Genomic DNA, 24,633 nt, shown 5'->3' with positions numbered 1-24,633 from the left:
TTACTCGAACCAATGGGCTCGGGCGGCCATGATCAACTTGCCGGCACGATCATCGTCAATGCCGTCGATGTCGAGCAGGTCGTCAATAGACTGCTCGGCCAGGTCTTCGCGGGTAATTACGCCGCGCACCGCCAGTTCCATCGCCAAATCCTTGTCCATACCCTCAAGCGAGAGCAGGTCTTCGGCCGGATGGGCGTCTGCCAGCTTTTCCTCAGTAGCGATGGCTTTAGTCAACAGTCGATCCTTGGCGCGAGCGCGAAGCTCGTTGACGGTATCTTCGTCAAAGCCATCGATGTTGAGCATTTCCTCCACCGGTACGTAGGCAATCTCTTCCAGGCTAGTAAAGCCTTCATCAACCAGTACCTGCGCCAGGTCTTCATCAACTTCCAGCTCTTCGATGAAGTTGCGCAGGATATCGCCGGTTTCTGCTTGCTGCTTGGCCTGGATGTCCGATTCGGTCATCACGTTCAGGGTCCAGCCGGTCAACTGGCTGGCCAGACGTACGTTCTGACCGCCGCGACCAATCGCCTGGGCCAGATTGTCTGCGCCAACGGCGATGTCCATTGCATGGGCATCTTCGTCGACGATAATAGCCGCCACTTCTGCTGGCGACATTGCGTTGATCACGAACTGCGCCGGGTTGTCATCCCAAAGGACGATATCCACTCGCTCTCCGCCCAATTCGCCGGACACTGCCTGGACACGCGAACCGCGCATACCAATGCAGGCACCTTGCGGATCAATGCGTTTGTCTTTCGAGCGAACGGCTATTTTAGCGCGTGATCCAGGATCGCGGGAGGCCGCCATCACTTCGATCAGGCCTTCGGAGATTTCTGGCACTTCAATGCGGAACAACTCGATCAGCATCTCTGGCGCTGTACGCGACAGGATCAGCTGAGGACCGCGGTTTTCAGTGCGGATTTCCTTGAGCAATGCGCGAAGGCGTACGCCAACACGGAAAGTCTCACGCGAAATGATGTCTTCACGGGCCAGCAACGCTTCAGCGTTGTTACCCAGGTCAACGATCACATTGTCGCGGGTCACCTTTTTAACGGTGCCGGAAATGATTTCGCCCAGACGCTCACGATAGGCATCGACTACTTGAGCACGCTCGGCTTCGCGAACTTTTTGCACGATGACCTGTTTGGCCGTCTGTGCAGCAATTCGACCGAATTCGATAGAATCGATTTTCTCTTCGATAATATCGCCGGCTTTCGCGCCTGGCTGTTTCGCCTGGGCCTGGTCTACAGCCAACTCGTATGCTGGATCATCCAGATCTTCGTCTTCGACCACAGTCCAGCGACGGAAAGTCTCATAGTTACCGGTGTGGCGATTGATTTCCACACGCAGTTCGACTTCGTCTTCAAAACGCTTTTTAGTAGCGGTGGCCAGAGCCAGCTCCAGCGCTTCAAAAATAACGTTTGCCGGTACGCCCTTTTCATTGGACACCGACTCAACAACCAGCAGTACTTCTTTGCTCATCGTACGCCTCGCCTTTCGCAAGCCATTGGATCCGCGGGATCCGCGTCTCAGTCAAAACTGGGAATAATGTTGGCCTTGTCGATCATATCGATCGGCAACAGGAACTCATGGTCTTCAACCTGCACCACGATGTCCTGCTCTTCTACGCCGCGCAGAAGGCCCTGAAAGTTGCGTCGCCCTTCAAAAGGCGAGCGCAGCTTGATCTTCACTTGCTCACCGACAAATTGGGCAAACTGTTCAAGGGTGAACAGCGGGCGTTCCATGCCAGGAGAAGAAACTTCAAGGGTGTATTCAACAGCGATAGGATCTTCGACATCCAGAACGCCGCTGATCTGACGACTCACGATAGCGCAGTCATCCACCAGTACGCCGCCTTCCTTGTCGATATACACACGCAACATTGAATGGCGGCCTTGAGCCGAAAATTCAATACCCCAGCATTCATAGCCAAGGGCCACGACCACCGGGGCCAACAAGTCCTGCAACTGTTCTAGCTTGCTCGACACCTGAACCCCCTAGTGCATGTTTGTGCATGCTGTGCAAAATGAAAAAATGGGCGAAGCGCCCATCTCTGAAACGTCGTTGAATACCGACGCTATAAAGTGTCCAGCTAACAAAAAGCCCCTGAAAAGGGGCTCCGCTGAAACTGGTTGCGGGAGCCGGATTTGAACCGACGACCTTCGGGTTATGAGCCCGACGAGCTACCAGACTGCTCCATCCCGCGACAAAGCTGGAGCGGAAGTATACGGTTGATCCCGTGACGGGTCAATCCAACCTTCCACATACAAGAAAGCCCGCTACTGCGGGCATTCTTGATAATTGGTACCGAGAAGGGGACTCGAACCCCTACACCCTATGGGCACAACCACCTCAAGGTTGCGTGTCTACCAATTCCACCACCTCGGCAATACAACGTTTACATCATGAAACCCGTTTTACTTTTGCTCTTGAGCTGGAGGTACGTCAGTCGCAGGAGTTGCCGACTTTTGCTCTTGAAGCACCGGAACATCATCTGAAGCCGGCTTTTGCACTGGAACTTCCAACACCGCTGGATTTGGCAAACCTACTTGAGTCAGCTGTTCAGCCTTCTCTTTAGCAAAGTAACCTAACCCCAAGCTGGTTATGAAAAAACCTGCGGCAAGTATAGCAGTAAACTTACTAAGAAAGGTAGAGGAACCTTGGCTTCCGAACACAGTATTTGATGCACCTGCGCCGAAAGATGCTCCAGCATCCGCTCCCTTGCCCTGTTGCAGCAAAACCAGGGCAATTACACCCAATGCTGTCAACAGATGAAACACAGTTACGACGTTATCCAGCATTTTCAGTTTCCTGCGGCACGAATGATCGCACCGAACTCATCTGCATTCAGGGAAGCCCCGCCAATGAGTCCCCCATCGATATCCGGCATGCTGAACAGTTCGACCGCATTGGCCGCCTTCACGCTGCCGCCGTATAGAAGCCGCACACCTTGTGCCACTTCAGAATTCTTTTGCGCCAGCTGTGCGCGAATGGCCGCATGCACATCTTGCGCTTGCTGTGGTGATGCGGTCAGCCCGGTGCCAATGGCCCAGACCGGCTCGTATGCAATCACGGCATTTACAAAAGCATCAATGCCAAACTCGTCAATCACGGCATTCAGCTGACGCTCTACCACTTCCAGCGTTTGCCCCGCTTCGCGCTGCTCCAGGGTTTCCCCTATGCACAACACTGGCGTCAAGCCTGAGGCTTGGGCCGCTGCAAACTTGCGATTGAGTGTCTCGCCCTGCTCACCCAGTATCAGGCGGCGTTCGGAGTGCCCCACAAGCACCAGCTTGCAACCTGCGTCGGCCAACTGACTAGAGGAAATCTCGCCAGTCAGCGCGCCCTGCCCCGACTCCACTGCAGCATCCTGAGCACCGACCGAAATCGCGGCGCCTTGCAAGCCATTGATAACACGATCAATAAACAGCTGAGGCGGAAAAACTGCAACATCAACATCGTTTGGCAGGACCAGACCACGCAGACCGTCGATCAGCTCAGCGACGCTGGCGCGGGTACCGTGCATCTTCCAGTTACCAGCTACCATAGTGCGACGCATGCTTTACCTCGTCGGTCAAAGTGGGCGCAGATGTTACCCAACCAAATCAAAGCTGGCAAGCCGAATCAGGCACAAACTTCACTTACCAGTTTTGCCAGCTCTTCGGCGTAGCCGCGAACCATGTTTTCGTCATCGCCTTCGACCATCACGCGCACCAAAGGCTCTGTTCCGGACTTGCGCAACAACACACGACCACGGCCATTCATGGCAGCCGTCACTCGCGCGCACGCCTCCTTCACCGCCGGGTGCTCGACAGGGTCGACGCCACCGGCAAAACGAACATTCAGTAACACTTGCGGGCACTTGCGCAGCGCCTGACGCGACTGGGCCAGGCTTTCATCGCGACGACGCAAGGACAACAACACCTGCAGCGCAGCAATGATCGCATCGCCAGTGGTGGTGTGGTGGAAGCACACGATATGCCCGGAGTTCTCGCCACCCACCAGCCAGTTACGCTCTTGCAGGGCCGCGATAACGTAACGGTCGCCCACATTGGCGCGTACGAACTCGATACCCAGGTCAGCCAATGCCAGCTCAAGGCCAAGGTTGCTCATCAGCGTACCGACAACGCCACCCTGCAATTTGCCACGCTCGTGCAGGTCACGGGCAATGATAAACAACAGCTCATCGCCATCGACCACGGCACCGGTATGGTCAACCATCAACACGCGATCGCCGTCGCCATCAAAAGCAATACCCAGGTCCGCACCTTCAGCCACCACGGCAGCCTGCAACTGACCCATATGGGTCGAACCGCAGTTTTCGTTGATGTTCAGGCCATCAGGCTGCGCCGACAGAACAACGACTTGAGCACCCAGCTCCTTGAAAACACTTGGCGCAACCTTGTAGGTAGCACCGTGGGCGCAATCGAGAACAATCTTCATACCGCTGAATTTGGTGCTGCTTGGCACGCTGCTTTTACAGAATTCGATATAACGGCCCGGCGCATCATTGATCCGCGAGACCTTGCCGAGCTTGTCGGAATCGACAACGGTCATCGGCGCATCCAGCAACTCTTCGATCATCAGTTCAACGTCGTCAGGCAGCTTGGTGCCCTCGCCGGAAAAGAACTTGATGCCATTATCGTCGTGGGGATTGTGCGAAGCGCTGATCACGATGCCCGCCTCCGCATGGAAGGTACGTGTCAGGTAGGCAATGGCCGGTGTCGGCATAGGCCCCAGCAACATCACATCAGCCCCGGCAGCCGACAAGCCCGCTTCAAGAGCCGACTCAAACATGTAACCCGAGATGCGGGTGTCCTTGCCTACCAGGATCCGGCAAGCGCCCTTGCTGCGAAACGCCATGCCCGCTGCCCAACCCAACTTGAGCATAAAGTCAGGGGTAATCGGATAAACGCCGACCCGACCACGAATACCGTCGGTGCCAAAATACTTCTTTGTCATAAGTGCTCCATCATTCTTAGTCGGCGGAATCTACCGCTGCGATCATCCGTACCACATCAACTGTTTCGGCAACATCATGGACGCGCAGAATGCGCGCACCCTTGGTCATCGCCAATGCTGCAAGCGCCAGGCTGCCATAGAGACGCCCTGCAACTGGCCGGTTCAGTGTCTGCCCGACCATGCTTTTACGTGACACGCCCACCAGCAAAGGCCGACCCAGCGCATGCAAGGCCTCCATATGCTTGAACAGGCTCAAATTGTGCTGCAATGTCTTGGCAAAACCAAAGCCCGGATCGAGCACGATGCGTTCGGCCCCAATGCCAGCAGCAGCGCAACGCGCCATGCTGTCAGCGAGAAACGTCGACACCTCGCCCACCAGGTCTTCGTAATGCGGGTTGTCCTGCATGTCTCCAGGCTCACCGAGCATATGCATCAGGCATACCGGCAAGCCTGTCGCCGCAGCGGCCTGCAAGGCCCCTTCACGGCGCAGCGAGCGCACATCATTGATCAACCCTGCTCCCAGGCGCGCAACCTCGGTCATGACGATTGGCGCGGATGTATCGACCGAAATAATCACATCCAGTTCCCGGGCAATTCGCTCGACAACAGGAGCAACCCGGTCGAGCTCTTCCTGCGGCAATACCACAGGAGCTCCGGGGCGCGTTGACTCACCGCCAACATCAATCAGGGTTGCACCCGCCTGTACCATCGCCTCTGCGTGGCGCAGAGCCGCATCCAGGGCAGCAAAGCGGCCGCCATCGGAAAAGGAATCAGGGGTGACATTGAGGATGCCCATAACATGCGTATGGGCCAAATCAAGAACCCGGTTGCCGCAAGGCAACCGGGTTGAGGACTGAACAGAAGTCATTTCAAGCCTTATTGATCAGCAGCAGGGCCGCCGATAGGTGTTTCCGGGCGCTCGGTTTTATCCAGCGTAGGGGCAGTCGGGGTACCCGAGTTGCCATCTTCCCAGTCACGCGGCTCACGTGGCGGACGACCCGCCATGATGTCGTCGATCTGATCGGCATCGATCGTTTCGTACTTCATCAACGCGTCAGCCATTGCATCCAGCTTGTCGCGATTTTCGGTCAGGATCTGCTTGGCCGTGTTGTAGCACTGATCAATGATGCTGCGCACTTCGGAGTCGATCAGCTTGGCTGTCTCGCCCGACACGTTTGCAGACTGACCACCGCCACGACCCAGATAGGACTCTTCGTCTTCGGCATACATCAGCGGGCCGAGCTTCTCGGACAAGCCCCACTTGGTCACCATGTTGCGAGCAATCTGGCTGGCTCGCATGATGTCATTGGAAGCGCCGGTGGTCACACCGTCAAAGCCCAAGGTCATCTCTTCAGCGATACGGCCGCCATACAGCGAGCAGATCTGGCTGATCAGCGCACGCTTGGACAAGCTGTAGCGATCTTCTTCCGGCAGGAACATGGTCACGCCCAGGGCGCGGCCACGAGGAATGATCGACACCTTGTAGACCGGATCATGCTCAGGCACTACGCGACCAACGATAGCGTGACCCGCTTCGTGATAGGCCGTGTTGCGCTTTTCTTTATCGGACATGACCATCGATTTGCGCTCGGCGCCCATCATGATCTTGTCCTTGGCCAGCTCGAACTCTTTCATTTCAACAACACGCTTGCCGGTACGCGCCGCGAACAGGGAAGCTTCGTTGACCAGGTTGGCCAGGTCGGCACCCGAGAAGCCCGGGGTACCACGTGCAATAACAGCCGGCTGGACGTCGTCGCCCATTGGCACTTTACGCATGTGTACTTTGAGAATCTGCTCGCGACCACGGATGTCCGGCAAGCCAACCACCACCTGACGGTCAAAGCGACCTGGACGCAGCAGCGCAGGGTCAAGCACGTCAGGACGGTTGGTGGCGGCAATCACGATGATGCCGTCATTCATCTCAAAGCCGTCCATCTCAACCAGCAACTGGTTAAGGGTCTGCTCGCGCTCGTCATGACCGCCGCCCATACCGTTACCACGGTGACGGCCGACAGCGTCGATCTCATCGATAAAGATGATGCAAGGCGCGTGCTTCTTGGCCTGCTCAAACATGTCACGAACACGGCTTGCACCAACGCCCACGAACATTTCAACAAAGTCGGAACCGGAAATAGTGAAGAACGGTACCTTGGCCTCACCCGCAATCGCCTTGGCGATCAGGGTTTTACCCGTACCTGGCGGACCCACCATCAGTACGCCGCGAGGGATACGCCCGCCCAGGCGCTGGAACTTGCCCGGATCGCGCAGGAACTCAACCAGCTCGCCCACTTCTTCCTTGGCTTCATCGCAACCTGCCACGTCAGCCAGGGTCGTCTTGACCTGGTCTTCCGACAGCAGCCGCGCCTTGCTCTTGCCAAAGCTCATCGGGCCGCCTTTACCGCCGGCACCGCCCTGCATCTGGCGCATCATGAACATGAAGACCGCAATAATCACCAGGATCGGGAAGCTCGCAACCAGCAACTGGGTCCAGATGCTTTGTTGCTCAGGCAATTTGCCTTCAACGGTGACGTGGTTATCCACCAGGTCGCCGATCAAACCGTTGTCCTGAATCGCCGGACGGATGGTTTTGAAGGTATCGCCATCGCTGCGTTTGCCGGTAATCACGTAGCCATCCACGGCAACGCGCTCGACCTTGCCATCCTTAACTTGCTGGATGAAGTCGGAATAGTTGAGGGTTTGTGGCTCGTTTGGACTGGAGAAGTTGTTCATCACTGTCACCAGGACAGCGGCGATGATCAACCACAGGATCAGATTCTTTGCCATATCGTTCAATTAGCTACCCTCTGAAGCACAAGCCCCGCTACTGAAGCGTGCTTCGCATGATATTCACCGGCATAACTTACTACATTGCCTACAACCCTTGCAGGCTCCGTCTGTAACCCTTTGTGAAACTTTGCCTACACAATATTCGTTATGCCAGATCTGTAAAGCGATTCAAAAAAATCTATCGCCCTTGTTACAGACGTTCATCACTGGCCGAACCTTCAACACCGCGGAAGCCGCGCCCCAGCAAATACTGCTCGCGGGACCTGTCTCGCGACGAGGACGGCTTGCGCATCTGTACCTTGTCAAACAGCTTGCGAATGTCCTTGTGGTACTGATCGAAGCCTTCCCCCTGGAAAACCTTAATCAGAAAATCACCACCTGGACGCAGGACGCGACCGGCAAGATCCAGTGCCAATTCGCACAGAAACATCGCCCGCGGCATGTCGACAGCTGCCAATCCACTCATATTGGGGGCCATATCTGAAATCACAAGGTCTACTTGTGTATTTCCGACGGCCTCGAGGATCTGAGCAAGCACGGCGTCCTCGGTAAAGTCGCCCTTGATGAAGGTCACATCAGGGATGCTGTCCATGTCCAGGATGTCGGAAGCAATCAAACGCCCCTGACCACCGATCAGACGACTGGTCACCTGCGACCAGCCACCCGGGGCTGCACCCAGGTCGATAACGGTCATACCGGGACGAATCAGCTTGTCGCGCTCCTGGATCTCCAGCAATTTGTAGCTGGCACGGGAGCGATACCCGTCTTTTTGCGCCATTTTGACGTACGGGTCGTTGAAATGTTCTTTCAGCCAGTTAAGGCTAGTCTTGGAACGGGCCACGGGCCACCTCAAAAATTTTAAACGGGTCGTGATTAACTGGGCGGTCTGGGACTCGCTCGGGTAAACTGGCCGCCGCTTTTTACAAGATCAGACACAGGGGTCAGATTATGCCGCTCACTCAAGAGCAGAAGAAACAGTACAAATCCATTGGCCACCATCTGAAACCAGTTTTGACTGTGGCTGACAATGGTTTGACTGAAGGTGTTTTAGCCGAACTCGAACGCGCATTGGGCGATCACGAGCTGATTAAAATCAAAGTCAACATTCTGGATCGCGAATCCCGCCTGGAGGCCATTGCAGAACTGTGCAAGGCCGGCAAAGCGGAACTGGTACAGGTTATCGGCAAAATGGCGCTTCTGTACCGCAAGAACGTCAATGTAAACAAGCAACTGTCGAACATCCACCGTTTCAAGTGATGTAGACAAGGGTCAAGGGTGCGCCTGGCGCGCCCTGAAACTCTTCCAGGGCCAAAGCCCGAGAGTCATGCAAGCACTGCCCGCGCAACGCATCAGGCAGCCAGAGACGCCCAACGCACTACTTCCCCACTTGCTCCATGCCACTTCAACAGCTTCGCTGCCAACCGCATTGCGGCCAGCACCGGCAAACAATTCTGTGTGCAACAACCACAGGCCGCCAACCCGGAACACCCGGGCCGACCGCCAAAAAAGTGCGCCCGCACACGGCGGGCGCTCTTCTTAGATGTGACTTACTTTGACAATTTCGTACTCAATGACGCCGCCCGGTGTTTTCACCGCCACCACATCACCCTCTTCCTTGGCAATCAAGGCACGGGCAAGTGGCGAACCAACGGAGATCTTTCCGAGCTTGAAGTCAGCCTCATCTTCACCAACGATCTGGTAGGTCACGCTTTCGTCAGTTTCAACGTTGGCGATCTCGACCGTGGTACCGAAAATCACTTTGCCGGTGTGAGGAATAGTCGTTACATCGATGATCACCGCGTTCTGCATGCGGCCTTCGATGTCACGGATACGCGCCTCAACCATACCCTGCTGCTCACGGGCAGCATGGTATTCAGCGTTTTCTTTAAGGTCGCCCAGCTCACGCGCCGTGCCGATATCCTGGCTCAGCTTGGGACGGACAACCTTGGTCAGATGTGCGTGTTCTTCTTCCAGGGCTTTGGCGCCCTGGACCGTCATTGGGTACTTGATCATGCCTTTAATCCTGCGTGTAGATCCTGCAAGCGACGTACGGTTTTTTCAGGACCGAATTTAAGCGCTTCACAGATCGCTTCGCCAGCAGCAATAGTCGTGGTGCAGTAGATCTTGTGCTGCAGCGCGTTGCGGCGAATGGAATAGGAGTCAGCAATCGACTGACGACCTTCGGTAGTGTTGATGATCAAGGTTACTTCGTCGTTCTTGATCATGTCGACAACGTGCGGACGACCTTCGGTCACCTTGTTCACACGACGTACTTTCAAGCCTGCTGCTTCGATGAACTTGGCAGTGCCAACGGTCGAAACGATTTCAAAGCCCAGGTTGATCAGGTCGCGGGCAACGCCGGCAACCAGCGGCTTGTCGTCGTCGCGCACGCTGATGAAAGCAGTACCGCCAGTCGGCAGCACTTCGCTTGCACCCATCTGGGCCTTGGCAAACGCTTCGCCGAAGGTATCGCCCACGCCCATCACTTCACCGGTGGACTTCATCTCAGGGCCGAGAATCGGGTCAACACCCGGGAATTTGGCGAACGGGAAGACCGCCTCTTTCACGCTGTAGAAGTTAGGAATGATTTCTTTGGTGAAACCGATTTCCTTCAGGGTTTTACCGGCCATTACGCGAGCTGCGATCATCGCCAGGGAAACACCGATGCACTTGGAGACGAAAGGAACGGTACGCGATGCACGCGGGTTCACTTCGATCACGTAGATATCTTCGCCCTGCAGAGCCAATTGCACGTTCATCAGGCCGACAACGCCCAACTCCAGAGCCATTTTCTTGACCTGCTCGCGCATCTCGTCCTGGATGTGCAGCGGCAGCGAGTACGGCGGCAGCGAGCAAGCGGAGTCACCGGAGTGAACGCCAGCCTGTTCGATGTGCTGCATGATTGCGCCGATCACTACATCAGTACCGTCGCAGACAGCATCCACGTCCATTTCGATGGCGCAGTTGAGGAAGTGGTCCAGCAGCACGGGGCTGTCGTTGGACACTTTCACTGCGTCACGCAGGTAGCGCTTGAGCTCGTCTTCTTCGTAAACGATTTCCATCGCACGGCCGCCCAACACGTAGGAAGGACGAACAACCAGCGGGTAACCGATCTTGCCAGCGGCACGAATGGCTTCGTCTTCGCTGCGCACAGTAGCGTTAGGCGGCTGACGCAGGTTCAGGCGCTCAACCATCTGCTGGAAGCGCTCACGGTCTTCTGCACGGTCGATCGCGTCAGGGCTGGTACCGATGATCGGCACGCCGGCTTCTTCCAGGGCACGCGCCAGTTTCAGCGGGGTTTGGCCGCCGTACTGGACGATCACGCCTTTTGGCTTCTCGACACGCACGATTTCCAGCACGTCTTCCAGGGTGACGGATTCGAAGTACAGACGATCCGAAGTGTCGTAATCGGTGGAAACGGTTTCCGGGTTGCAGTTGACCATGATGGTCTCGTAACCGTCGGCACGCAGCGCCAGAGCGGCGTGAACGCAGCAATAGTCAAACTCGATACCCTGGCCGATACGGTTCGGGCCACCACCCAGAATCATGATCTTGTCACGATCCGAAGGGTTGGCTTCGCACTCTTCCTCATAGGTGGAGTACATGTAGGCGGTGTCAGTAGCGAACTCGGCTGCGCAGGTGTCAACGCGCTTGTAGACCGGGAACACTTCCAGCTTGTGGCGGTGGCGACGCAGGTTCTTCTCGGTCACACCCAGCAGAACGGCCAGACGCGCGTCGGAGAAGCCCTTGCGCTTGAAGCGGTACATGGCGTCGCGATCGATCGACGACAGGGCCATGGTCTTGATTTTTTCTTCGTCCTTGATCAGATCTTCGATCTGTACCAGGAACCAAGGGTCAATCATGTTCATGCCGAAGATATCTTCAACGGTCATGCCGGCGCGGAACGCGTCAGCCACGTACCAGATACGCTCGGCGCCCGGCACGGTCAGCTCGCGCTTGAGCACGGCCATGCTTTCCGGGTTGCTCAGGTCCAGCTTTGGATCAAGACCGCTGACACCTACTTCCAGACCGCGAAGGGCCTTTTGCAGGGATTCCTGGAAAGTCCGGCCGATGGCCATGACTTCGCCCACAGATTTCATCTGTGTGGTCAAACGGGCGTCAGCCTTGGCGAACTTCTCGAAAGCGAAGCGCGGCAGCTTGGTCACAACGTAGTCGATGGACGGCTCGAAGGACGCAGGCGTAGCGCCGCCGGTGATTTCGTTTTGCAGCTCGTCCAGGGTGTAACCGATCGCCAATTTGGCAGCGATACGAGCGATCGGGAAGCCGGTGGCTTTCGATGCCAGCGCCGACGAACGCGATACACGCGGGTTCATTTCGATCACGACCATACGGCCGGTGTCCGGGCAGATACCGAACTGAACGTTGGAACCGCCGGTTTCAACGCCGATCTCACGCAGTACCGCCAACGAGGCGTTACGCATGATCTGGTATTCCTTGTCCGTCAGGGTCTGTGCCGGAGCAACGGTGATCGAGTCACCGGTGTGCACGCCCATCGGGTCGAAGTTTTCGATCGAGCAAACGATGATGCAGTTGTCTTTTTTGTCGCGGACAACCTCCATCTCGTACTCTTTCCAGCCGATCAGGGATTCGTCGATCAGCAGCTCTTTGGTTGGCGACAGGTCCAGACCACGGGTGCAGATCTCTTCGAACTCTTCACGGTTGTAAGCAATACCGCCACCGGTGCCGCCCATGGTGAAGGACGGACGAATGATGCACGGGAAGCCCAGTCGCTCGAGGACCGCATTGGCCTCTTCCATGGTGTGGGCGATACCGGAGCGCGGGCAATCCAGGCCGATGGACTTCATGGCCTTATCGAAACGCGAACGGTCTTCAGCTTTGTCGATGGTGTCAGCGTTGGCGCCGATCATTTCTACGCCGAACTTCTCGAGCACGCCTTCGCGCTCCAGGTCCAGTGCGCAGTTCAGAGCTGTCTGGCCGCCCATGGTTGGCAGCAGTGCATCCGGACGCTCTTTTTCGATGATCTTGGCAACGGTCTGCCACTTGATCGGCTCGATGTACGTGGCGTCAGCCATGTCCGGGTCGGTCATGATAGTGGCAGGGTTGGAGTTCACCAGGATGACGCGGTAACCCTCCTCGCGCAGGGCTTTGCAGGCCTGGGCGCCGGAGTAGTCGAATTCACACGCCTGGCCGATAACAATCGGGCCAGCGCCGAGAATCAGGATGCTTTTTATGTCTGTACGTTTTGGCATGGGTTTGTCACTCAAGTCCGCAGGTCAGTCGGCAAGCTGTCAATCAGGTTCCTGAAGCCCCCTGGGGGCCACCGAAATTCGGGGCCGCCACAGGGCGCTGCAAAAGGAGGCTGATTAACGGCGCTTGGCCATCTCATTGATGAAGCGATCGAACAGCGGTGCAACGTCGTTCGGGCCAGGGCTTGCTTCAGGGTGACCCTGGAAGCTGAAAGCGCTCTTGTCGGTCAGCTCGATACCTTGCAGGGTGCCGTCGAACAGCGACTTGTGGATGGCACGCACATTGGCTGGCAAGCTCGCTTCGTCTACCGCAAAACCGTGGTTCTGGCTGGTGATCATCACAACACCGGTGTCCAGATCCTGAACCGGGTGGTTGGCACCGTGATGGCCATGACCCATTTTCACGGTCTTGGCGCCGGAAGCCAGGGCCAGCAGCTGGTGACCCAGGCAGATACCGAAAACCGGAATCTCGGTGGTCAGCACTTGCTTGATTGCAGTGATCGCGTAGTCGCAAGGCTCAGGGTCACCCGGGCCGTTGGACAGAAACACGCCATCCGGGTTGAGTGCCAGAACGTCGCTGGCCGGAGTCTGTGCCGGAACCACGGTCACGCGGCAGCCGCGCTCGACCAGCATGCGCAGGATGTTCCACTTTACGCCGTAGTCATAAGCGACCACGTGATAAGGCAATTCGCTGGCTTCGATGGTCGGGTGACTGTCGGTAGCCAGGTTCCAGACGCTGGAGCGCCACTCGTAGGCTTTTTCGGTGCTGACGACTTTCGCCAGATCCATGCCCTTCAGGCCCGGGAAGCCGCGGGCCGCTGCGATGGCAGCTTCTTCAGAAATGTTGTCGCCCGCCATGATGCAACCGTTCTGCGCGCCTTTCTCACGCAGGATGCGCGTCAGGCGGCGAGTGTCGATACCGGCGATAGCCACAACATTGTTGGTTTTCAGGTAGTCGGCCAGCGACATGGTGTTGCGCCAGTTGCTTGCAACCAGCGGCAGATCACGAATTACCAGACCTGCGGACCAGACACGATCAGACTCGGCGTCTTCCGGGGTAGTACCGGTGTTGCCAACATGCGGGTAAGTCAGGGTCACGATTTGCTGAGCGTAGGAAGGATCCGTCAGGATCTCCTGGTAGCCAGTCATTGCGGTGTTAAACACCACCTCACCAACGGTTTGACCGTCGGCCCCAATGGCTTCGCCGCGAAAAATGCTGCCATCAGCGAGGGCGAGTATGGCTTGCTTAGTCAAGAAGACCTCCCGTAAATAAAGCCTGAAAGGGCGATCGCAGGTTGTAAAAAAGCGGAGTGACGTATGGACACGTCACCCCGCTTCTTCATCGAATTATCTGCGCGCTTTTAGTGGACACACTAAAGCTGTAGCTTACAGAAAAAGGCTTTTTTGGTCTACCGCTAAAGAGTCTAAAAGACAGGGGAATGCGACAGAACATCGCTTAGCGGTTAAAAATCGGGCTACTGGCGCGCCAACAGCCCGATTTTACAGAGGTTACTCAGCGCAGGTCGAGCACATCCTGCATGTCATACAGGCCAGGCTCGCGCCCTTGCAGCCAGAGAGCAGCACGAACAGCACCCTTGGCAAAGGTCATGCGGCTGGATGCCTTGTGGGTAATTTCCAGGCGCTCGCCTTCAGTGGCGAACAAGACCGTGTGATCACCCACCACATCACCGCCGCGCACCGTGGCAAAACCGATGGTTTCGCGCTCACGGGCACCGGTATGGCCTTCACGACCATAGACCGCAACCTTTTGCAGGTCACGACCCAACGCATCGGCGATCACCTCACCCATGCGCATCGCGGTACCCGAAGGCGCGTCGACTTTGTGCCGATGATGAGCTTCGATGATTTCGATATCGGCATCCTCACCCATCACCCGCGCCGCCATATCCAGCAACTTGAACGACAGGTTGACGCCGACACTGAAGTTGGAAGCAAAGACAATCGCAATATCCTGGCCAGCCTCGACCAGCAACTGCTTCTGCTCGGCATTCAGCCCCGTCGTACCAATGACCATGGCCTTGCCCAATTTGCGACACACCGCCAGGTTGGCGAGCATCACTTCAGGCAAGGTGAAGTCGATCAGCACGTCGAAATCAGCCGCGACCGCTTGCAGGCTTTCGGACAACGGCACGCCGATGCGCCCGATAGAAGCCAGCTCACCGGCATCAGCCCCCACCAGGGAGCTGCCAGGACGCACGATGGCCGCCGTCAGCCCGCACAGCGGCGAACGCTGCTGCACCGCATCGATCAAGGTCTTGCCCATGCGCCCGGCAGCGCCCATCACAGCTATACGTCGCATCTACCGCTCCTTACAGGTCGCCGAAAAAACGCTTTACGCCTTCGAACCAGCCAGTGGCGTTCGGCGAGTGACTGCTGTCACCTTCCAGCGTGGTGCGGAACTCTTCCATCAGCTCACGCTGGCGGCGGCTCAGCTTGACCGGGGTTTCGATCACCACACGGCACATCAAGTCGCCAGCACCGCCACCCCGTACAGGGGCCACACCCTTGCCACGCAAACGGAACTGCTTGCCGCTTTGTGTGCCTTCCGGGATTTTCAGCTTGACCCGACCATCCAGCGTCGGCACTTCAATTTCAGCACCCAGCGCAGCGTCGGCAAAGTTGATTGGTACTTCACAGAACAGATGCTTGCCGTCGCGCTGGAAAATCGCGTGCTCGCGCACATCGATCACCACATACAGGTCACCCGTAGGCCCACCCTGCACGCCCGCCTCGCCTTCGCCCGACAGACGAATGCGGTCACCGGTATCAACACCAGCCGGCACTTTCACAGAAAGGGTTTTGTATTCTTCTACGCGGCCTTCACCACGGCAGCTCTCGCACGGATCAGAAATCACCTTGCCTTGACCGTGGCAGCGCGGGCAAGTCTGCTGAACCGCGAAGAAACCCTGCTGCATGCGCACCTGACCAATACCGCCACAGGTGGTACAGGTCACAGGCGAAGAACCTTTCTTGGCGCCCGAACCGTCACATGGTTTGCAATTGACCAGTGTAGGAACGCGGATATTGACCGTAGTACCGCGTACGGCCTCTTCCAGATCCAGCTCCAGCGTGTAGCGCAAATCGCTACCGCGCTGAGCGCCACCCCGGGAGCCGCCACGACCACCGCCAAAGAAGTCGCTGAATACATCACCGAAAATATCGGAGAAGTTCTGACCGCCGAAACCTGCACCGCCGCCGCCCATTTGTGGATCAACACCGGCATGACCGTATTGATCGTAAGCAGCACGTTTGCTGGAGTCCGACAGAACCTCGTAAGCCTCGTTGGCCTCTTTGAACAATTCTTCCGAAGCCTTGTCATCCGGATTACGGTCCGGGTGATGCTTCATCGCCAGACGACGATAAGCCTTTTTCAGCTCTATCTCGGTCGAGGTGCGTTCAACACCCAAAATTTCGTAATAGTCGCGCTTTGCCATAATTCTTTGCACTCTCAAGGACGTTCGACAAAACCCTCCCGAGCCTCGCCAAACCCGCCAAGCCCGAAAAGGATCAGACCCGACTCACGTCTTTTCAACGATATAGGTTTGTGTTTAACAGCCAATGCATTGGCCGCCAGGAGCGGTTACTTCAGGCCGGAAAACAGAAAAGATCCAGACCAAACCGCCAGCATTCGACTTTGTCGCATGCTGTAAAAATTTCGGTACTCCAGACACGCCAACGCGGGAGCAAGCTCCCGCGCGGCGACATCCTACCAGTCACCGCGCAAGCGCGGTCAACCGGGCGACAAACAAGCTGATTACTTGTTGTCTTTTACTTCTTCGAACTCAGCGTCGACAACGTCGTCCGCTTTTTCAGCCGAATCAGCTGGCTTGGCCGCTGCGTCTGCCGGGTTCGCCTGCTCGGCGTACATTTTCTGTGCAACCGGAGCCGATACCTTGGACAGCTCTTCAACCTTGGCTTCGATAGCCGCCTTGTCGTCGCCTTTAACAGCGGTTTCAAGTGCAACTACAGCAGCTTCGATTGCAGCTTTCTCTTCCTCGGTCACTTTATCGCCAGCATCGACGATCATTTTGCGAGTCGAGTGAACCAGTGCATCGCCCTGGTTACGTGCAGCTGCCAGCTCTTCGAACTTGCGGTCTTCCTCAGCGTTGATCTCGGCATCGCGAACCATCTGAGCGATTTCTTCCTCGGACAGACCCGAGTTAGCCTTGATCACGATCGACTGAGACTTGCCAGTCGCCTTGTCTTTTGCACTTACGTGCAGGATGCCGTTGGCATCGATGTCGAAGGTCACTTCGATCTGAGGCACGCCACGTGGAGCAGGTGGAATGTCAGCCAGGTCGAACTTGCCCAACGACTTGTTCTGTGCAGCTTGCTTACGCTCGCCTTGCAGCACGTGAATGGTCACAGCGCCCTGGTTATCGTCTGCAGTCGAGAACACTTGCGATTTCTTGGTAGGAATCGTGGTGTTTTTCTCGATCAGGGCAGTCATTACGCCACCCATGGTTTCGATACCCAGAGTCAGCGGGCTCACGTCCAGCAACAGAACGTCTTTAACATCACCGGCCAATACCGCGCCCTGGATAGCAGCACCCATTGCAACAGCTTCGTCCGGGTTCACGTCTTTACGTGCTTCCTTGCCGAAGAACTCGGTTACCAGCTTCTGTACCAGCGGCATACGAGTCTGGCCACCGACCAGGATCACGTCGTTGATTGCGCCAACGTCGATACCGGCGTCTTTCAGCGCGATGCGGCAAGGCTCGATGGTGCGTTGAACCAGGTCTTCAACCAGCGATTCCAGCTTGGCGCGCGAAATTTTCACGTTCAAGTGTTTAGGACCGGTGGCATCTGCAGTGATGTAAGGCAGATTCACGTCAGTCGACTGGCTCGAAGACAGTTCGATCTTGGCTTTTTCCGCAGCTTCTTTCAGACGCTGCATCGCCAGCGGGTCACCTTTGAGGTTCATGCCGCTTTCTTTCTTGAACTCGTCAACCAGGTAGTCGATCAGACGGATGTCAAAGTCTTCACCACCCAGGAACGTGTCACCGTTGGTTGCCAGCACTTCAAACTGGTGCTCGCCATCTACTTCGGCAATTTCAATGACCGACACGTCGAAAGTACCGCCACCCAGGTCATAAACGATGACAGTGTGGTCGCCTTTCGCTTTATCCATACCGTAAGCCAGAGCAGCTGCGGTTGGTTCGTTGATGATGCGTTTTACGTCCAGACCCGCGATACGGCCGGCGTCTTTGGTCGCCTGACGCTGGCTGTCGTTGAAGTAGGCCGGAACGGTGATTACCGCTTCAGTCACTGGCTCGCCGAGGTAGTCTTCGGCGGTTTTCTTCATTTTCTTCAGAATTTCAGCCGAGATTTGTGGCGGAGCCATTTTCTGGCCGTTCACTTCAACCCAGGCGTCGCCGTTGTCAGCCTTGGCGATCTTGTACGGAACCATCTGAATGTCTTTCTGTACAACTTCTTCGTCAAAACGACGACCGATCAGACGCTTCACCGCGTACAGGGTGTTATGCGGATTGGTCACAGCCTGACGCTTGGCCGACTGGCCAACCAGAATTTCGCCATCATTGGCGTACGCAACGATCGACGGCGTAGTACGCGCGCCTTCTGCGTTTTCGATAACTTTTGCTTTACCGTTTTCCAGAACCGACACACACGAGTTGGTGGTCCCGAGGTCAATACCGATAATTCTGCCCATGTTTACTCTCCCTAAATTTGAATTTTGTTGCCGCAGCAGTAATGACCAACTGCGGCACTGCTTAACGCTTGACTTCTAAATGGGGGCCTTGTGGCCGATTTCAAGCCTGCTCGTCAATCGATGGCGAAACCGGCGCTGGCGCCTTGCTGACTACGACCATAGCCGGGCGCAGCAAGCGACCATTGAGCTGATAACCTTTTTGAAACACCTTGAGCACACTGTTTGGCTCCAGGTCTGCGCTTTCCTGCATTGCCATCGCCTGGTGATGCTCGGCATTGAAGGGTTCGCCGTGCGGGTCGATGGCTTCCAGCTGATAGCGCTTCAGGGTGTCCTGGAACATTTTCAGGGTCAGCTCGATCCCTTCACGCATCGGACGGATGTTTTCATCGTCCGGGCTGGACAGCTCAAGACCGCGCTCCAGGCTGTCGATCACCGGCAACAGGTCGCCAGCGAATTTTTCCAGTGCAAACTTGTGAGCCTTCTCAACGTCCTGCTCGGCGCGGCGGCGAACGTTCTGCAGATCGGCAGCTACGCGCAGAGCCTGATCGTTAGCGGCTGCCAGCTGCTCTTCAAGCACCTGCACGCGGGTTGCCAGATCTTCGCCAGCTACTTCGGCTTCCTGGTTCTGCGTATCCATAGTCTGTTCGTCTGCCATAGATTTCTCCTTTCAAACTTCGTCCGCGAGCTCGACTCGCGCTTGTGCCAAGGTATATGGGGTCGCAATTCTCAGGTTCAAGAGCCAAAAACCCATAAAAGGCATGTTTGGCGAACCATCCTCCCACTGCCGAAAAAACCAAACGAGCTAAGAACCCGAATAAAACAAGCAAATCGAACTAAACACAGCCATTGTCAGCACGAAACAAAACACTGTATAAATAACCAGACATTACGTTTTGGAGCAGCTCCCATGCTGGTGCACCTGTCCGTACACAACTACGCCATCGTTGAACATCTCGATCTGGAACTGGATCGCGGGATGAGTGTAATCACTGGCGAGACCGGTGCCGGCAAATCGATCATGCTCGATGCATTGGGCCTCACCCTTGGCGACCGCGCCGACAGCGGCGTCGTGCGCCCCGGGGCCGACAAGGCCGATATCCTGGCCACGTTCGACCTGCAGGATATCCCCGAAGCCCGTGCCTGGCTGGCCGAGCGCGACCTTGAAGGCGACGGCCCGTGCATCCTGCGCCGGGTCATCACCGCCGAAGGCCGCTCGCGCAGCTATATCAACGGCACGCCCTGCCCCCAGGGCGACCTCAAGGTCCTGGGCGAGCTGCTGATCGATATCCACAGCCAGCACGAACACCAGTCGCTGCTCAAGCCCGATACCCATCGTCGCCTGCTCGACGAGTTCGCCGGTGCCACCGACCTGGCCCGCCAGGTACAACTGGCTGCACAACGCTGGCGCCAGACCAAACAAGAGCTTGAGCACCTGTCCAACTCCGGCGACGAACAGCGCGCGCGCCATCAGTTGCTCAGCTATCAGCTTGAAGAGCTGGAGACACTCTCGCTGGGAGAAAACGAACTGGAAGAGTTGGAGCAGGAACATAAAAACCTGACCAACGCCGAAACCCTGCTGACCATCTGCCGCCAGGTAGTCGAGCAATGCAGCGAAAGCGATTCCGGCAACGTGCTCAATGCATTGACGGCCAGCCTCAACCGGCTTTCGAGCATCAACAGCAACTCCGGCTCACTGGGCGAAGCCACCGACCTGCTGGCCAGCGCACAGATTCAGGTCGAAGAGGCCGTCGGCGAGCTCAACCGCTTTATTGACCACTTTGACGCCGACCCGGGCCGCCTGCAGTATCTCGAGGAGCGCCTCGACACCATTTATACCCTGGCACGCAAACATCGGGTTCAACCCACCGAAGTGGCCGCCTTGCAGCAAAAACTGCTGGATGAGCTCGAAACACTCAACGCCAATGATGAAAATATCGAGCGTCTGGCCAATGAGCTGACCTCCTATACCCGCCACTATCAAGAGTGTGCCCGCGAACTCAGCAATTTGCGCAACCTGGCCGCGACACGCCTGAGCAGTGCCGTCGAAGAAGAGATCCAGCGCCTGGGCATGCCTGGCGGCCGCTTTGTGATCGAACTGCGCCCGCAAGCCAGCAGCGACCCGGCGCCCTTCGGCCTCGAACACGTTGAACTGCTGGTGAGCGCCAACCCCGGCCAACCGCTCAAAGCCCTGGCCAAAGTGGCCTCGGGCGGCGAACTGTCGCGTATCAGCCTGGCCATTCAGGTCATCACCGCACAAACCTCCCGCGTACCGACCCTGGTGTTCGACGAAGTGGACGTGGGCATTGGGGGCCCCACTGCCGAGATCGTCGGGCAACTGCTGCGCCGCCTGGGCGAACGCGGCCAGGTGCTGACGGTCACTCACTTGCCGCAAGTGGCAGCGCAATGCCATCAACATCTGTTTGTCCATAAGGTTCGCGAGAGCGATACCACCCGCACGGCCGTGGCCAAACTGAGCAAAAAAGAGCGCGTAGAAGAAGTCGCCCGCATGCTTGGCGGTATCGACCTGACCAAGGAATCCCTGGCCCACGCCAAAAAGATGGTGATCACTGCAAAAAATCTTGCAGCTTAACGACGAACGGTCATGAAATAACCGATATCAGAAAGCACGAAGGCGGCCCTTGGGCCGCCTTCGATCGTTTCGCGAACCGTAATTCGCGTGACATGCTCTTACTTGGCCTTCTTGCGCACGTACAGCACCAAGTTGTGATCCACCAACTCAACACCGTGCTTGGCTGCAATGGCGTGCTGCAGTTTTTCGATGTCTTCGTCGAAAAACTCGATCACTTCACCGCTGTCCACGTTGACCATATGGTCGTGGTGGCCGCCGTCAGCATCAGCCAATTCAAAGACAGCATGACCGCCATCAAAATTATGGCGAATCACCAGCCCAGCTGACTCAAACTGGGTCAGAACACGGTAAACCGTGGCCAGACCTACGTCCTCGCCTGCTTGCATAAGTGCCTTGTAAACATCCTCGGCGCTCATGTGACGCTGCTCTGCAGAGTCAAGCATCTGTAGAATTTTGACTCGTGGCAGAGTCACCTTAAGTCCGGCCTTACGTAGTTCGCTATTTTCAACCATGGTTAGCTTTCTCGCGGAAGCCGCTTCGCAGCTTCTCTTAATACGGGTATGATCGGCGTTTACGTTGTCCCAGCCAAGATAGTGGAAGTCGCCCACCGATGCAAAACACCAAGCTCTTGCTAACCAGTTTCACCTTTGTGGGACTGCTCGCACTCGCCGGTTGTTCATTCCCCGGGGTTTACAAAATCGACATCCAACAGGGCAATGTCGTCACGCAGGACATGATAAACCAGTTACGCCCGGGAATGACCCGCCGGCAAGTGCGGTTTATCATGGGTAATGCCCTGCTGACCGATACATTCCACCCTGATCGCTGGGATTATCTGTATAGCCTGCAGCCCGGCGGCGGAGAACGCCAACAGGAACGCATCAGTGTGTTCTTCAACCAGAATGACCAGCTCGTGAGCCTGTCAGGTGACTTCAAGCCTGGCGTCAGCCGCGACGAAGCCATTCTCGGCAAAACCGGCGGCACAGACGTGACCGAACCGGCGACTCAAGCTCCAGCCGAGAAGAGCGAAGTTCCAGCCAAGCCTGGTTCATTGCTTGATCAGATCCAGAAGGACGTAGACGGTGTTGAAACCGTACCGGTTCCTACGCCAGAACCTCTGGATACCACCGAGCAATAAGCGCCCGGTACAAAAAAGCCCGGCATGCCGGGCTTTTTGTTGCCTGCAAGAAAGCCGTCAGGGCTGACTGAGGCGCTTGGCCTCGGCAGCCTTGGCCGCACGCTGACGGCGAATCTCCTTGGGGTCGGCCAGCAGCGCTCGATACATCTCGATACGATCCCCTGCCTGCAGCACCCGGGTATCAGGATCAGCCACCTGCTTGCCGAAAATCCCCACCGGGCAATTAGCCAGGTCAACCTCGGGAAACTCGCGCCCCATGCCCGACACCAATACCGCTGCACGCAGCGTCGTGCCTTGCGGCACAACCACGGTCAGCAGGCACTGGCGATCGACCGCGGCATAAACCACCTCAACTTCAATCACCGGCTCAGCCATACAACTGCTTGGCGCGCTGGCAAAAAGCATCCACCAGCGTATTGGCCGCCTGATTGAACAAAGGCCCCAGAGTGGCCTTGACGATGGCCCCGGCGTAATCAAAGGTCATGTCCAGGCTGATTTTGCACGCTTTGTCACCCAAAGGTTTGAACACCCACAGGCCGTGCAGCTTGGTAAAAGGACCTTCTTCCAGGTTCATCTCGATGGACTGCCCGGGCACCAGGGTATTGCGGGTGACAAAGTGCTGGCTCAGGCCACCCTTGGCCACCCCCAGGCTGGCGCGCATCAGCACTTCAGTGCTTTCCAGGATTTCGGCAGACGAGCACCACGGCAAAAACTGCGGGTAGCTCGCAACATCATTCACCAGGTCATACAGCGCCTGGGCTGGATAAGGCAACAAGGCAGAGCGTTGGATATGGGTAGTCATGTCAGCGTTACTTCCACAGCTGGGCGGCAAACACAATCAGAATGCCGAGTGGCGCCACATAGCGCATCAAAAAAAGAGTCAGGGCGAACATCACCGGGCTGCGCATCGACAATTCGTCACGAACCGCGCCGCGCCCCATGATCCAGCCTGCAAAGACCACAAAACACAGGCCGCCCAAGGGCAACATGATACGCGAGGTGAAGAAATCGACGACACCAAAGAAGTCCAGACCGCTGGCCGCGCCCCATTGATAGAGATGAAAACCGGAATCTTCGTTCACGAAAAACTTCGCCTGTTTCCAGATATTGAACGAAAACACCGTGCCCAGGCCAACAAACCAGCAACTGAAAGCCAGCCATAAAGTGACCCACAAGCGCCGCACCCTGGTGCGCTCCACCAGGTACGCCACCATTGGCTCAAGCAACGAAATGGCCGAACTCCAGGCAGCGACTGCCACCAGCACAAAAAACACCACGCCCATCAACTGACCAAAGGCCACGTTACCGAAGGCAAACGGCAAGGTCACGAACATCAGGCCCGGGCCTTCGCCAGGGTTGAGCCCCGACGCAAATACAATTGGAAACAATGCCAGCCCGGCGAGCAATGAGACAAAAGTGTCGATCAGCGCCACCCCGACTACGGTGCCCGAGATCGATGCATTCTTGGGCATGTATGCGCCATAAATCATGATCGACCCCACGCCCACGCTCAGGGAAAAGAACGCATGGCCCATCGCGGCCAGCAACCCGTCGAGTACGCGATCGGGGTTGAAGTCGAACATGAAATGTACGCCCTGCATAAAGTGCCCGGTGGTCATGCTGTAACCCAGCAGTACCAGCAGCAGCACAAACAGCAGCGGCATCATGATCCGCAAACTGCGCTCAAGCCCCGCCACCACCCCCTTGGCGATCACATACGCAGACAGCAACATAAACCCGGTATGCCAAAAAGTGAGGCGCCAGGGATTGGAAATCACATCACCAAAGTACTGGCCGACCTGATCGGCCGTCGCCCCCTGAAAATCGCCCTTGCCCATATTGATGATGTAATCCAGCGACCAGCCGCCCACCACACTATAAAAAGACAAAATCAGCAGCGCCGTGATCATCCCGGCAAAAGCCCCCCACGACCAACGCCCCGAGTGCCCCGCCTCGACCGCCAACACCTTCAAGGCATTCGCCGGACTCAGCCGGGCACGCCGCCCGATCAGGGTTTCAGCCAGCATCACCGGCACACCGATCAGCGCGATACAGGCCAAAAACACCAACACAAACGCGCCGCCGCCATAGACGCCAACCATGTAAGGGAATTTCCAGATACTGCCCAAACCCACGGCAGAACCGGTCGCAGCGAAAATAAAGACCCAACGGCTTGCCCAACTGCCGTGGACAGAAACCTTGTCTGTCGACATCGTTACTACGCCCAACCACTAAA

At 56.7% G+C, this 24,633-nt stretch carries 22 protein-coding genes and 2 tRNA genes; 3 read left to right on the top strand and 21 right to left on the bottom strand.

Annotation, left to right across the window (positions count from 1 at the left end):
- From nusA to rlmE, 10 genes are all read right to left on the bottom strand, one after another.
- Positions 1–1,482 (bottom strand): transcription termination factor NusA, encoded by a 1,482-nt coding sequence (nusA, locus tag GHO03_RS04295; protein WP_016783437.1) that lies wholly within the window; start codon positions 1,480–1,482, stop codon positions 1–3.
- Positions 1,483–1,529: 47 nt separating this feature from the next.
- Positions 1,530–1,988: a ribosome maturation factor RimP gene (gene rimP, locus GHO03_RS04290; protein WP_016783438.1), complete on the bottom strand. Its 459-nt coding sequence runs from the start codon at positions 1,986–1,988 to the stop codon at positions 1,530–1,532.
- Positions 1,989–2,129: 141 nt separating this feature from the next.
- Positions 2,130–2,206 (bottom strand) — tRNA-Met (locus GHO03_RS04285).
- 96 nt (positions 2,207–2,302) lie between these two features.
- A tRNA-Leu gene (locus GHO03_RS04280) sits at positions 2,303–2,388 on the bottom strand.
- Positions 2,389–2,417: 29 nt separating this feature from the next.
- On the bottom strand, positions 2,418–2,801 hold the full coding sequence (secG, locus tag GHO03_RS04275) for a preprotein translocase subunit SecG (RefSeq protein WP_003439612.1): 384 nt from the start codon (positions 2,799–2,801) through the stop codon (positions 2,418–2,420).
- A 2-nt stretch (positions 2,802–2,803) separates the two neighbouring features.
- Positions 2,804–3,559, bottom strand: coding sequence for a triose-phosphate isomerase (tpiA, locus tag GHO03_RS04270; protein ID WP_153399249.1), 756 nt, complete (start codon positions 3,557–3,559; stop codon positions 2,804–2,806).
- A 65-nt stretch (positions 3,560–3,624) separates the two neighbouring features.
- Positions 3,625–4,962, bottom strand: coding sequence for a phosphoglucosamine mutase (gene glmM / locus GHO03_RS04265; protein ID WP_095025609.1), 1,338 nt, complete (start codon positions 4,960–4,962; stop codon positions 3,625–3,627).
- Between the two features lie 16 nt (positions 4,963–4,978).
- Positions 4,979–5,830 carry a dihydropteroate synthase gene (gene folP, locus GHO03_RS04260; RefSeq protein ID WP_095002550.1) on the bottom strand — a complete coding sequence of 284 codons (852 nt, stop codon included), beginning with the start codon at positions 5,828–5,830 and terminating at the stop codon, positions 4,979–4,981.
- 8 nt (positions 5,831–5,838) lie between these two features.
- Positions 5,839–7,746: an ATP-dependent zinc metalloprotease FtsH gene (ftsH, locus tag GHO03_RS04255; protein ID WP_016783442.1), complete on the bottom strand. Its 1,908-nt coding sequence runs from the start codon at positions 7,744–7,746 to the stop codon at positions 5,839–5,841.
- Positions 7,747–7,939: 193 nt separating this feature from the next.
- Positions 7,940–8,590: a 23S rRNA (uridine(2552)-2'-O)-methyltransferase RlmE gene (gene rlmE, locus GHO03_RS04250; protein ID WP_016783443.1), complete on the bottom strand. Its 651-nt coding sequence runs from the start codon at positions 8,588–8,590 to the stop codon at positions 7,940–7,942.
- A 107-nt stretch (positions 8,591–8,697) separates the two neighbouring features.
- Here rlmE and yhbY point away from each other — a divergent pair, with 107 nt between their 5' ends.
- Positions 8,698–9,006 (top strand): ribosome assembly RNA-binding protein YhbY, encoded by a 309-nt coding sequence (yhbY, locus tag GHO03_RS04245; protein WP_003439595.1) that lies wholly within the window; start codon positions 8,698–8,700, stop codon positions 9,004–9,006.
- A gap of 279 nt (positions 9,007–9,285) precedes the next feature.
- On the opposite strand, the gene greA is transcribed toward yhbY, so the two are convergent.
- The 7 genes from greA to grpE all read right to left on the bottom strand — a co-directional run bounded on the left by greA (position 9,286) and on the right by grpE (position 19,324).
- Positions 9,286–9,762, bottom strand: a complete 477-nt coding sequence (gene greA, locus GHO03_RS04240) for a transcription elongation factor GreA (RefSeq protein ID WP_016783444.1) — start codon at positions 9,760–9,762, stop codon at positions 9,286–9,288.
- Positions 9,759–12,980 carry a carbamoyl-phosphate synthase large subunit gene (gene carB, locus GHO03_RS04235; RefSeq protein WP_095002549.1) on the bottom strand — a complete coding sequence of 1,074 codons (3,222 nt, stop codon included), beginning with the start codon at positions 12,978–12,980 and terminating at the stop codon, positions 9,759–9,761. Before carB ends, greA begins: the two co-directional genes overlap by 4 nt.
- Before the next feature lie 114 nt (positions 12,981–13,094).
- Entirely contained in the window at positions 13,095–14,231 is a 1,137-nt protein-coding gene (carA, locus tag GHO03_RS04230) for a glutamine-hydrolyzing carbamoyl-phosphate synthase small subunit (RefSeq protein WP_016783446.1), read from the bottom strand.
- A 259-nt stretch (positions 14,232–14,490) separates the two neighbouring features.
- Positions 14,491–15,297 carry a 4-hydroxy-tetrahydrodipicolinate reductase gene (gene dapB / locus GHO03_RS04225; protein WP_095002548.1) on the bottom strand — a complete coding sequence of 269 codons (807 nt, stop codon included), beginning with the start codon at positions 15,295–15,297 and terminating at the stop codon, positions 14,491–14,493.
- 10 nt (positions 15,298–15,307) lie between these two features.
- Complete coding sequence (dnaJ, locus tag GHO03_RS04220; RefSeq protein ID WP_095002547.1) at positions 15,308–16,432, bottom strand: molecular chaperone DnaJ; 1,125 nt, start codon at positions 16,430–16,432, stop codon at positions 15,308–15,310.
- Between the two features lie 320 nt (positions 16,433–16,752).
- Positions 16,753–18,669, bottom strand: coding sequence for a molecular chaperone DnaK (gene dnaK / locus GHO03_RS04215; protein ID WP_095002546.1), 1,917 nt, complete (start codon positions 18,667–18,669; stop codon positions 16,753–16,755).
- A 100-nt stretch (positions 18,670–18,769) separates the two neighbouring features.
- Positions 18,770–19,324, bottom strand: a complete 555-nt coding sequence (gene grpE / locus GHO03_RS04210; RefSeq protein ID WP_095002545.1) for a nucleotide exchange factor GrpE — start codon at positions 19,322–19,324, stop codon at positions 18,770–18,772.
- Between the two features lie 252 nt (positions 19,325–19,576).
- Between grpE and recN the strand changes: the two genes are divergently transcribed.
- Positions 19,577–21,259, top strand: coding sequence for a DNA repair protein RecN (recN, locus tag GHO03_RS04205; RefSeq protein ID WP_095020682.1), 1,683 nt, complete (start codon positions 19,577–19,579; stop codon positions 21,257–21,259).
- Positions 21,260–21,357: 98 nt separating this feature from the next.
- Here the strand turns inward: recN and fur are convergent, their stop codons facing one another.
- Positions 21,358–21,771, bottom strand: a complete 414-nt coding sequence (gene fur / locus GHO03_RS04200; RefSeq protein ID WP_029611724.1) for a ferric iron uptake transcriptional regulator — start codon at positions 21,769–21,771, stop codon at positions 21,358–21,360.
- 98 nt (positions 21,772–21,869) lie between these two features.
- Here fur and GHO03_RS04195 point away from each other — a divergent pair, with 98 nt between their 5' ends.
- On the top strand, positions 21,870–22,397 hold the full coding sequence (locus tag GHO03_RS04195; protein WP_016783453.1) for an outer membrane protein assembly factor BamE: 528 nt from the start codon (positions 21,870–21,872) through the stop codon (positions 22,395–22,397).
- 57 nt (positions 22,398–22,454) lie between these two features.
- Here GHO03_RS04195 and GHO03_RS04190 read toward each other — a convergent pair whose 3' ends face one another.
- From GHO03_RS04190 to GHO03_RS04180, 3 genes are read right to left on the bottom strand one after another with little or no spacing between them, the layout of a single operon-like run.
- Positions 22,455–22,772 carry an RnfH family protein gene (locus GHO03_RS04190; RefSeq protein ID WP_095002543.1) on the bottom strand — a complete coding sequence of 106 codons (318 nt, stop codon included), beginning with the start codon at positions 22,770–22,772 and terminating at the stop codon, positions 22,455–22,457.
- Complete coding sequence (locus GHO03_RS04185; protein ID WP_095002542.1) at positions 22,765–23,199, bottom strand: type II toxin-antitoxin system RatA family toxin; 435 nt, start codon at positions 23,197–23,199, stop codon at positions 22,765–22,767. The genes GHO03_RS04190 and GHO03_RS04185 overlap by 8 nt, the downstream gene beginning before the upstream one ends.
- A 7-nt stretch (positions 23,200–23,206) precedes the next feature.
- Entirely contained in the window at positions 23,207–24,610 is a 1,404-nt protein-coding gene (locus GHO03_RS04180; protein ID WP_095025605.1) for a sodium-dependent transporter, read from the bottom strand.
- Positions 24,611–24,633: the final 23 nt, after the last annotated feature.

Source organism: Pseudomonas sp. FSL R10-1339 (assembly GCF_009600545.1).
GTDB classification, from domain to species: Bacteria; Pseudomonadota; Gammaproteobacteria; order Pseudomonadales; family Pseudomonadaceae; genus Aquipseudomonas; species Aquipseudomonas bubulae.
This window is presented reverse-complemented; position numbering and strand designations above follow the sequence as displayed.

What these genes read in the sequence shown, in the direction of transcription:
- GHO03_RS04195 (WP_016783453.1), top strand. Translation starts at nt 21,870, where the DNA reads ATGCAAAACACCAAGCTCTTGCTAACCAGTTTCACCTTTGTGGGACTG.
- dapB (WP_095002548.1), bottom strand. Translation starts at nt 15,297, where the DNA reads ATGCGACGTATAGCTGTGATGGGCGCTGCCGGGCGCATGGGCAAGACC.
- GHO03_RS04180 (WP_095025605.1), bottom strand. Translation starts at nt 24,610, where the DNA reads ATGTCGACAGACAAGGTTTCTGTCCACGGCAGTTGGGCAAGCCGTTGG.
- fur (WP_029611724.1), bottom strand. Translation starts at nt 21,771, where the DNA reads ATGGTTGAAAATAGCGAACTACGTAAGGCCGGACTTAAGGTGACTCTG.
- dnaK (WP_095002546.1), bottom strand. Translation starts at nt 18,669, where the DNA reads ATGGGCAGAATTATCGGTATTGACCTCGGGACCACCAACTCGTGTGTG.
- carB (WP_095002549.1), bottom strand. Translation starts at nt 12,980, where the DNA reads ATGCCAAAACGTACAGACATAAAAAGCATCCTGATTCTCGGCGCTGGC.
- dnaJ (WP_095002547.1), bottom strand. Translation starts at nt 16,432, where the DNA reads ATGGCAAAGCGCGACTATTACGAAATTTTGGGTGTTGAACGCACCTCG.
- GHO03_RS04190 (WP_095002543.1), bottom strand. Translation starts at nt 22,772, where the DNA reads ATGGCTGAGCCGGTGATTGAAGTTGAGGTGGTTTATGCCGCGGTCGAT.
- GHO03_RS04185 (WP_095002542.1), bottom strand. Translation starts at nt 23,199, where the DNA reads ATGACTACCCATATCCAACGCTCTGCCTTGTTGCCTTATCCAGCCCAG.
- greA (WP_016783444.1), bottom strand. Translation starts at nt 9,762, where the DNA reads ATGATCAAGTACCCAATGACGGTCCAGGGCGCCAAAGCCCTGGAAGAA.
- grpE (WP_095002545.1), bottom strand. Translation starts at nt 19,324, where the DNA reads ATGGCAGACGAACAGACTATGGATACGCAGAACCAGGAAGCCGAAGTA.
- recN (WP_095020682.1), top strand. Translation starts at nt 19,577, where the DNA reads ATGCTGGTGCACCTGTCCGTACACAACTACGCCATCGTTGAACATCTC.
- yhbY (WP_003439595.1), top strand. Translation starts at nt 8,698, where the DNA reads ATGCCGCTCACTCAAGAGCAGAAGAAACAGTACAAATCCATTGGCCAC.
- secG (WP_003439612.1), bottom strand. Translation starts at nt 2,801, where the DNA reads ATGCTGGATAACGTCGTAACTGTGTTTCATCTGTTGACAGCATTGGGT.
- ftsH (WP_016783442.1), bottom strand. Translation starts at nt 7,746, where the DNA reads ATGGCAAAGAATCTGATCCTGTGGTTGATCATCGCCGCTGTCCTGGTG.
- glmM (WP_095025609.1), bottom strand. Translation starts at nt 4,962, where the DNA reads ATGACAAAGAAGTATTTTGGCACCGACGGTATTCGTGGTCGGGTCGGC.
- tpiA (WP_153399249.1), bottom strand. Translation starts at nt 3,559, where the DNA reads ATGCGTCGCACTATGGTAGCTGGTAACTGGAAGATGCACGGTACCCGC.
- folP (WP_095002550.1), bottom strand. Translation starts at nt 5,830, where the DNA reads ATGACTTCTGTTCAGTCCTCAACCCGGTTGCCTTGCGGCAACCGGGTT.
- nusA (WP_016783437.1), bottom strand. Translation starts at nt 1,482, where the DNA reads ATGAGCAAAGAAGTACTGCTGGTTGTTGAGTCGGTGTCCAATGAAAAG.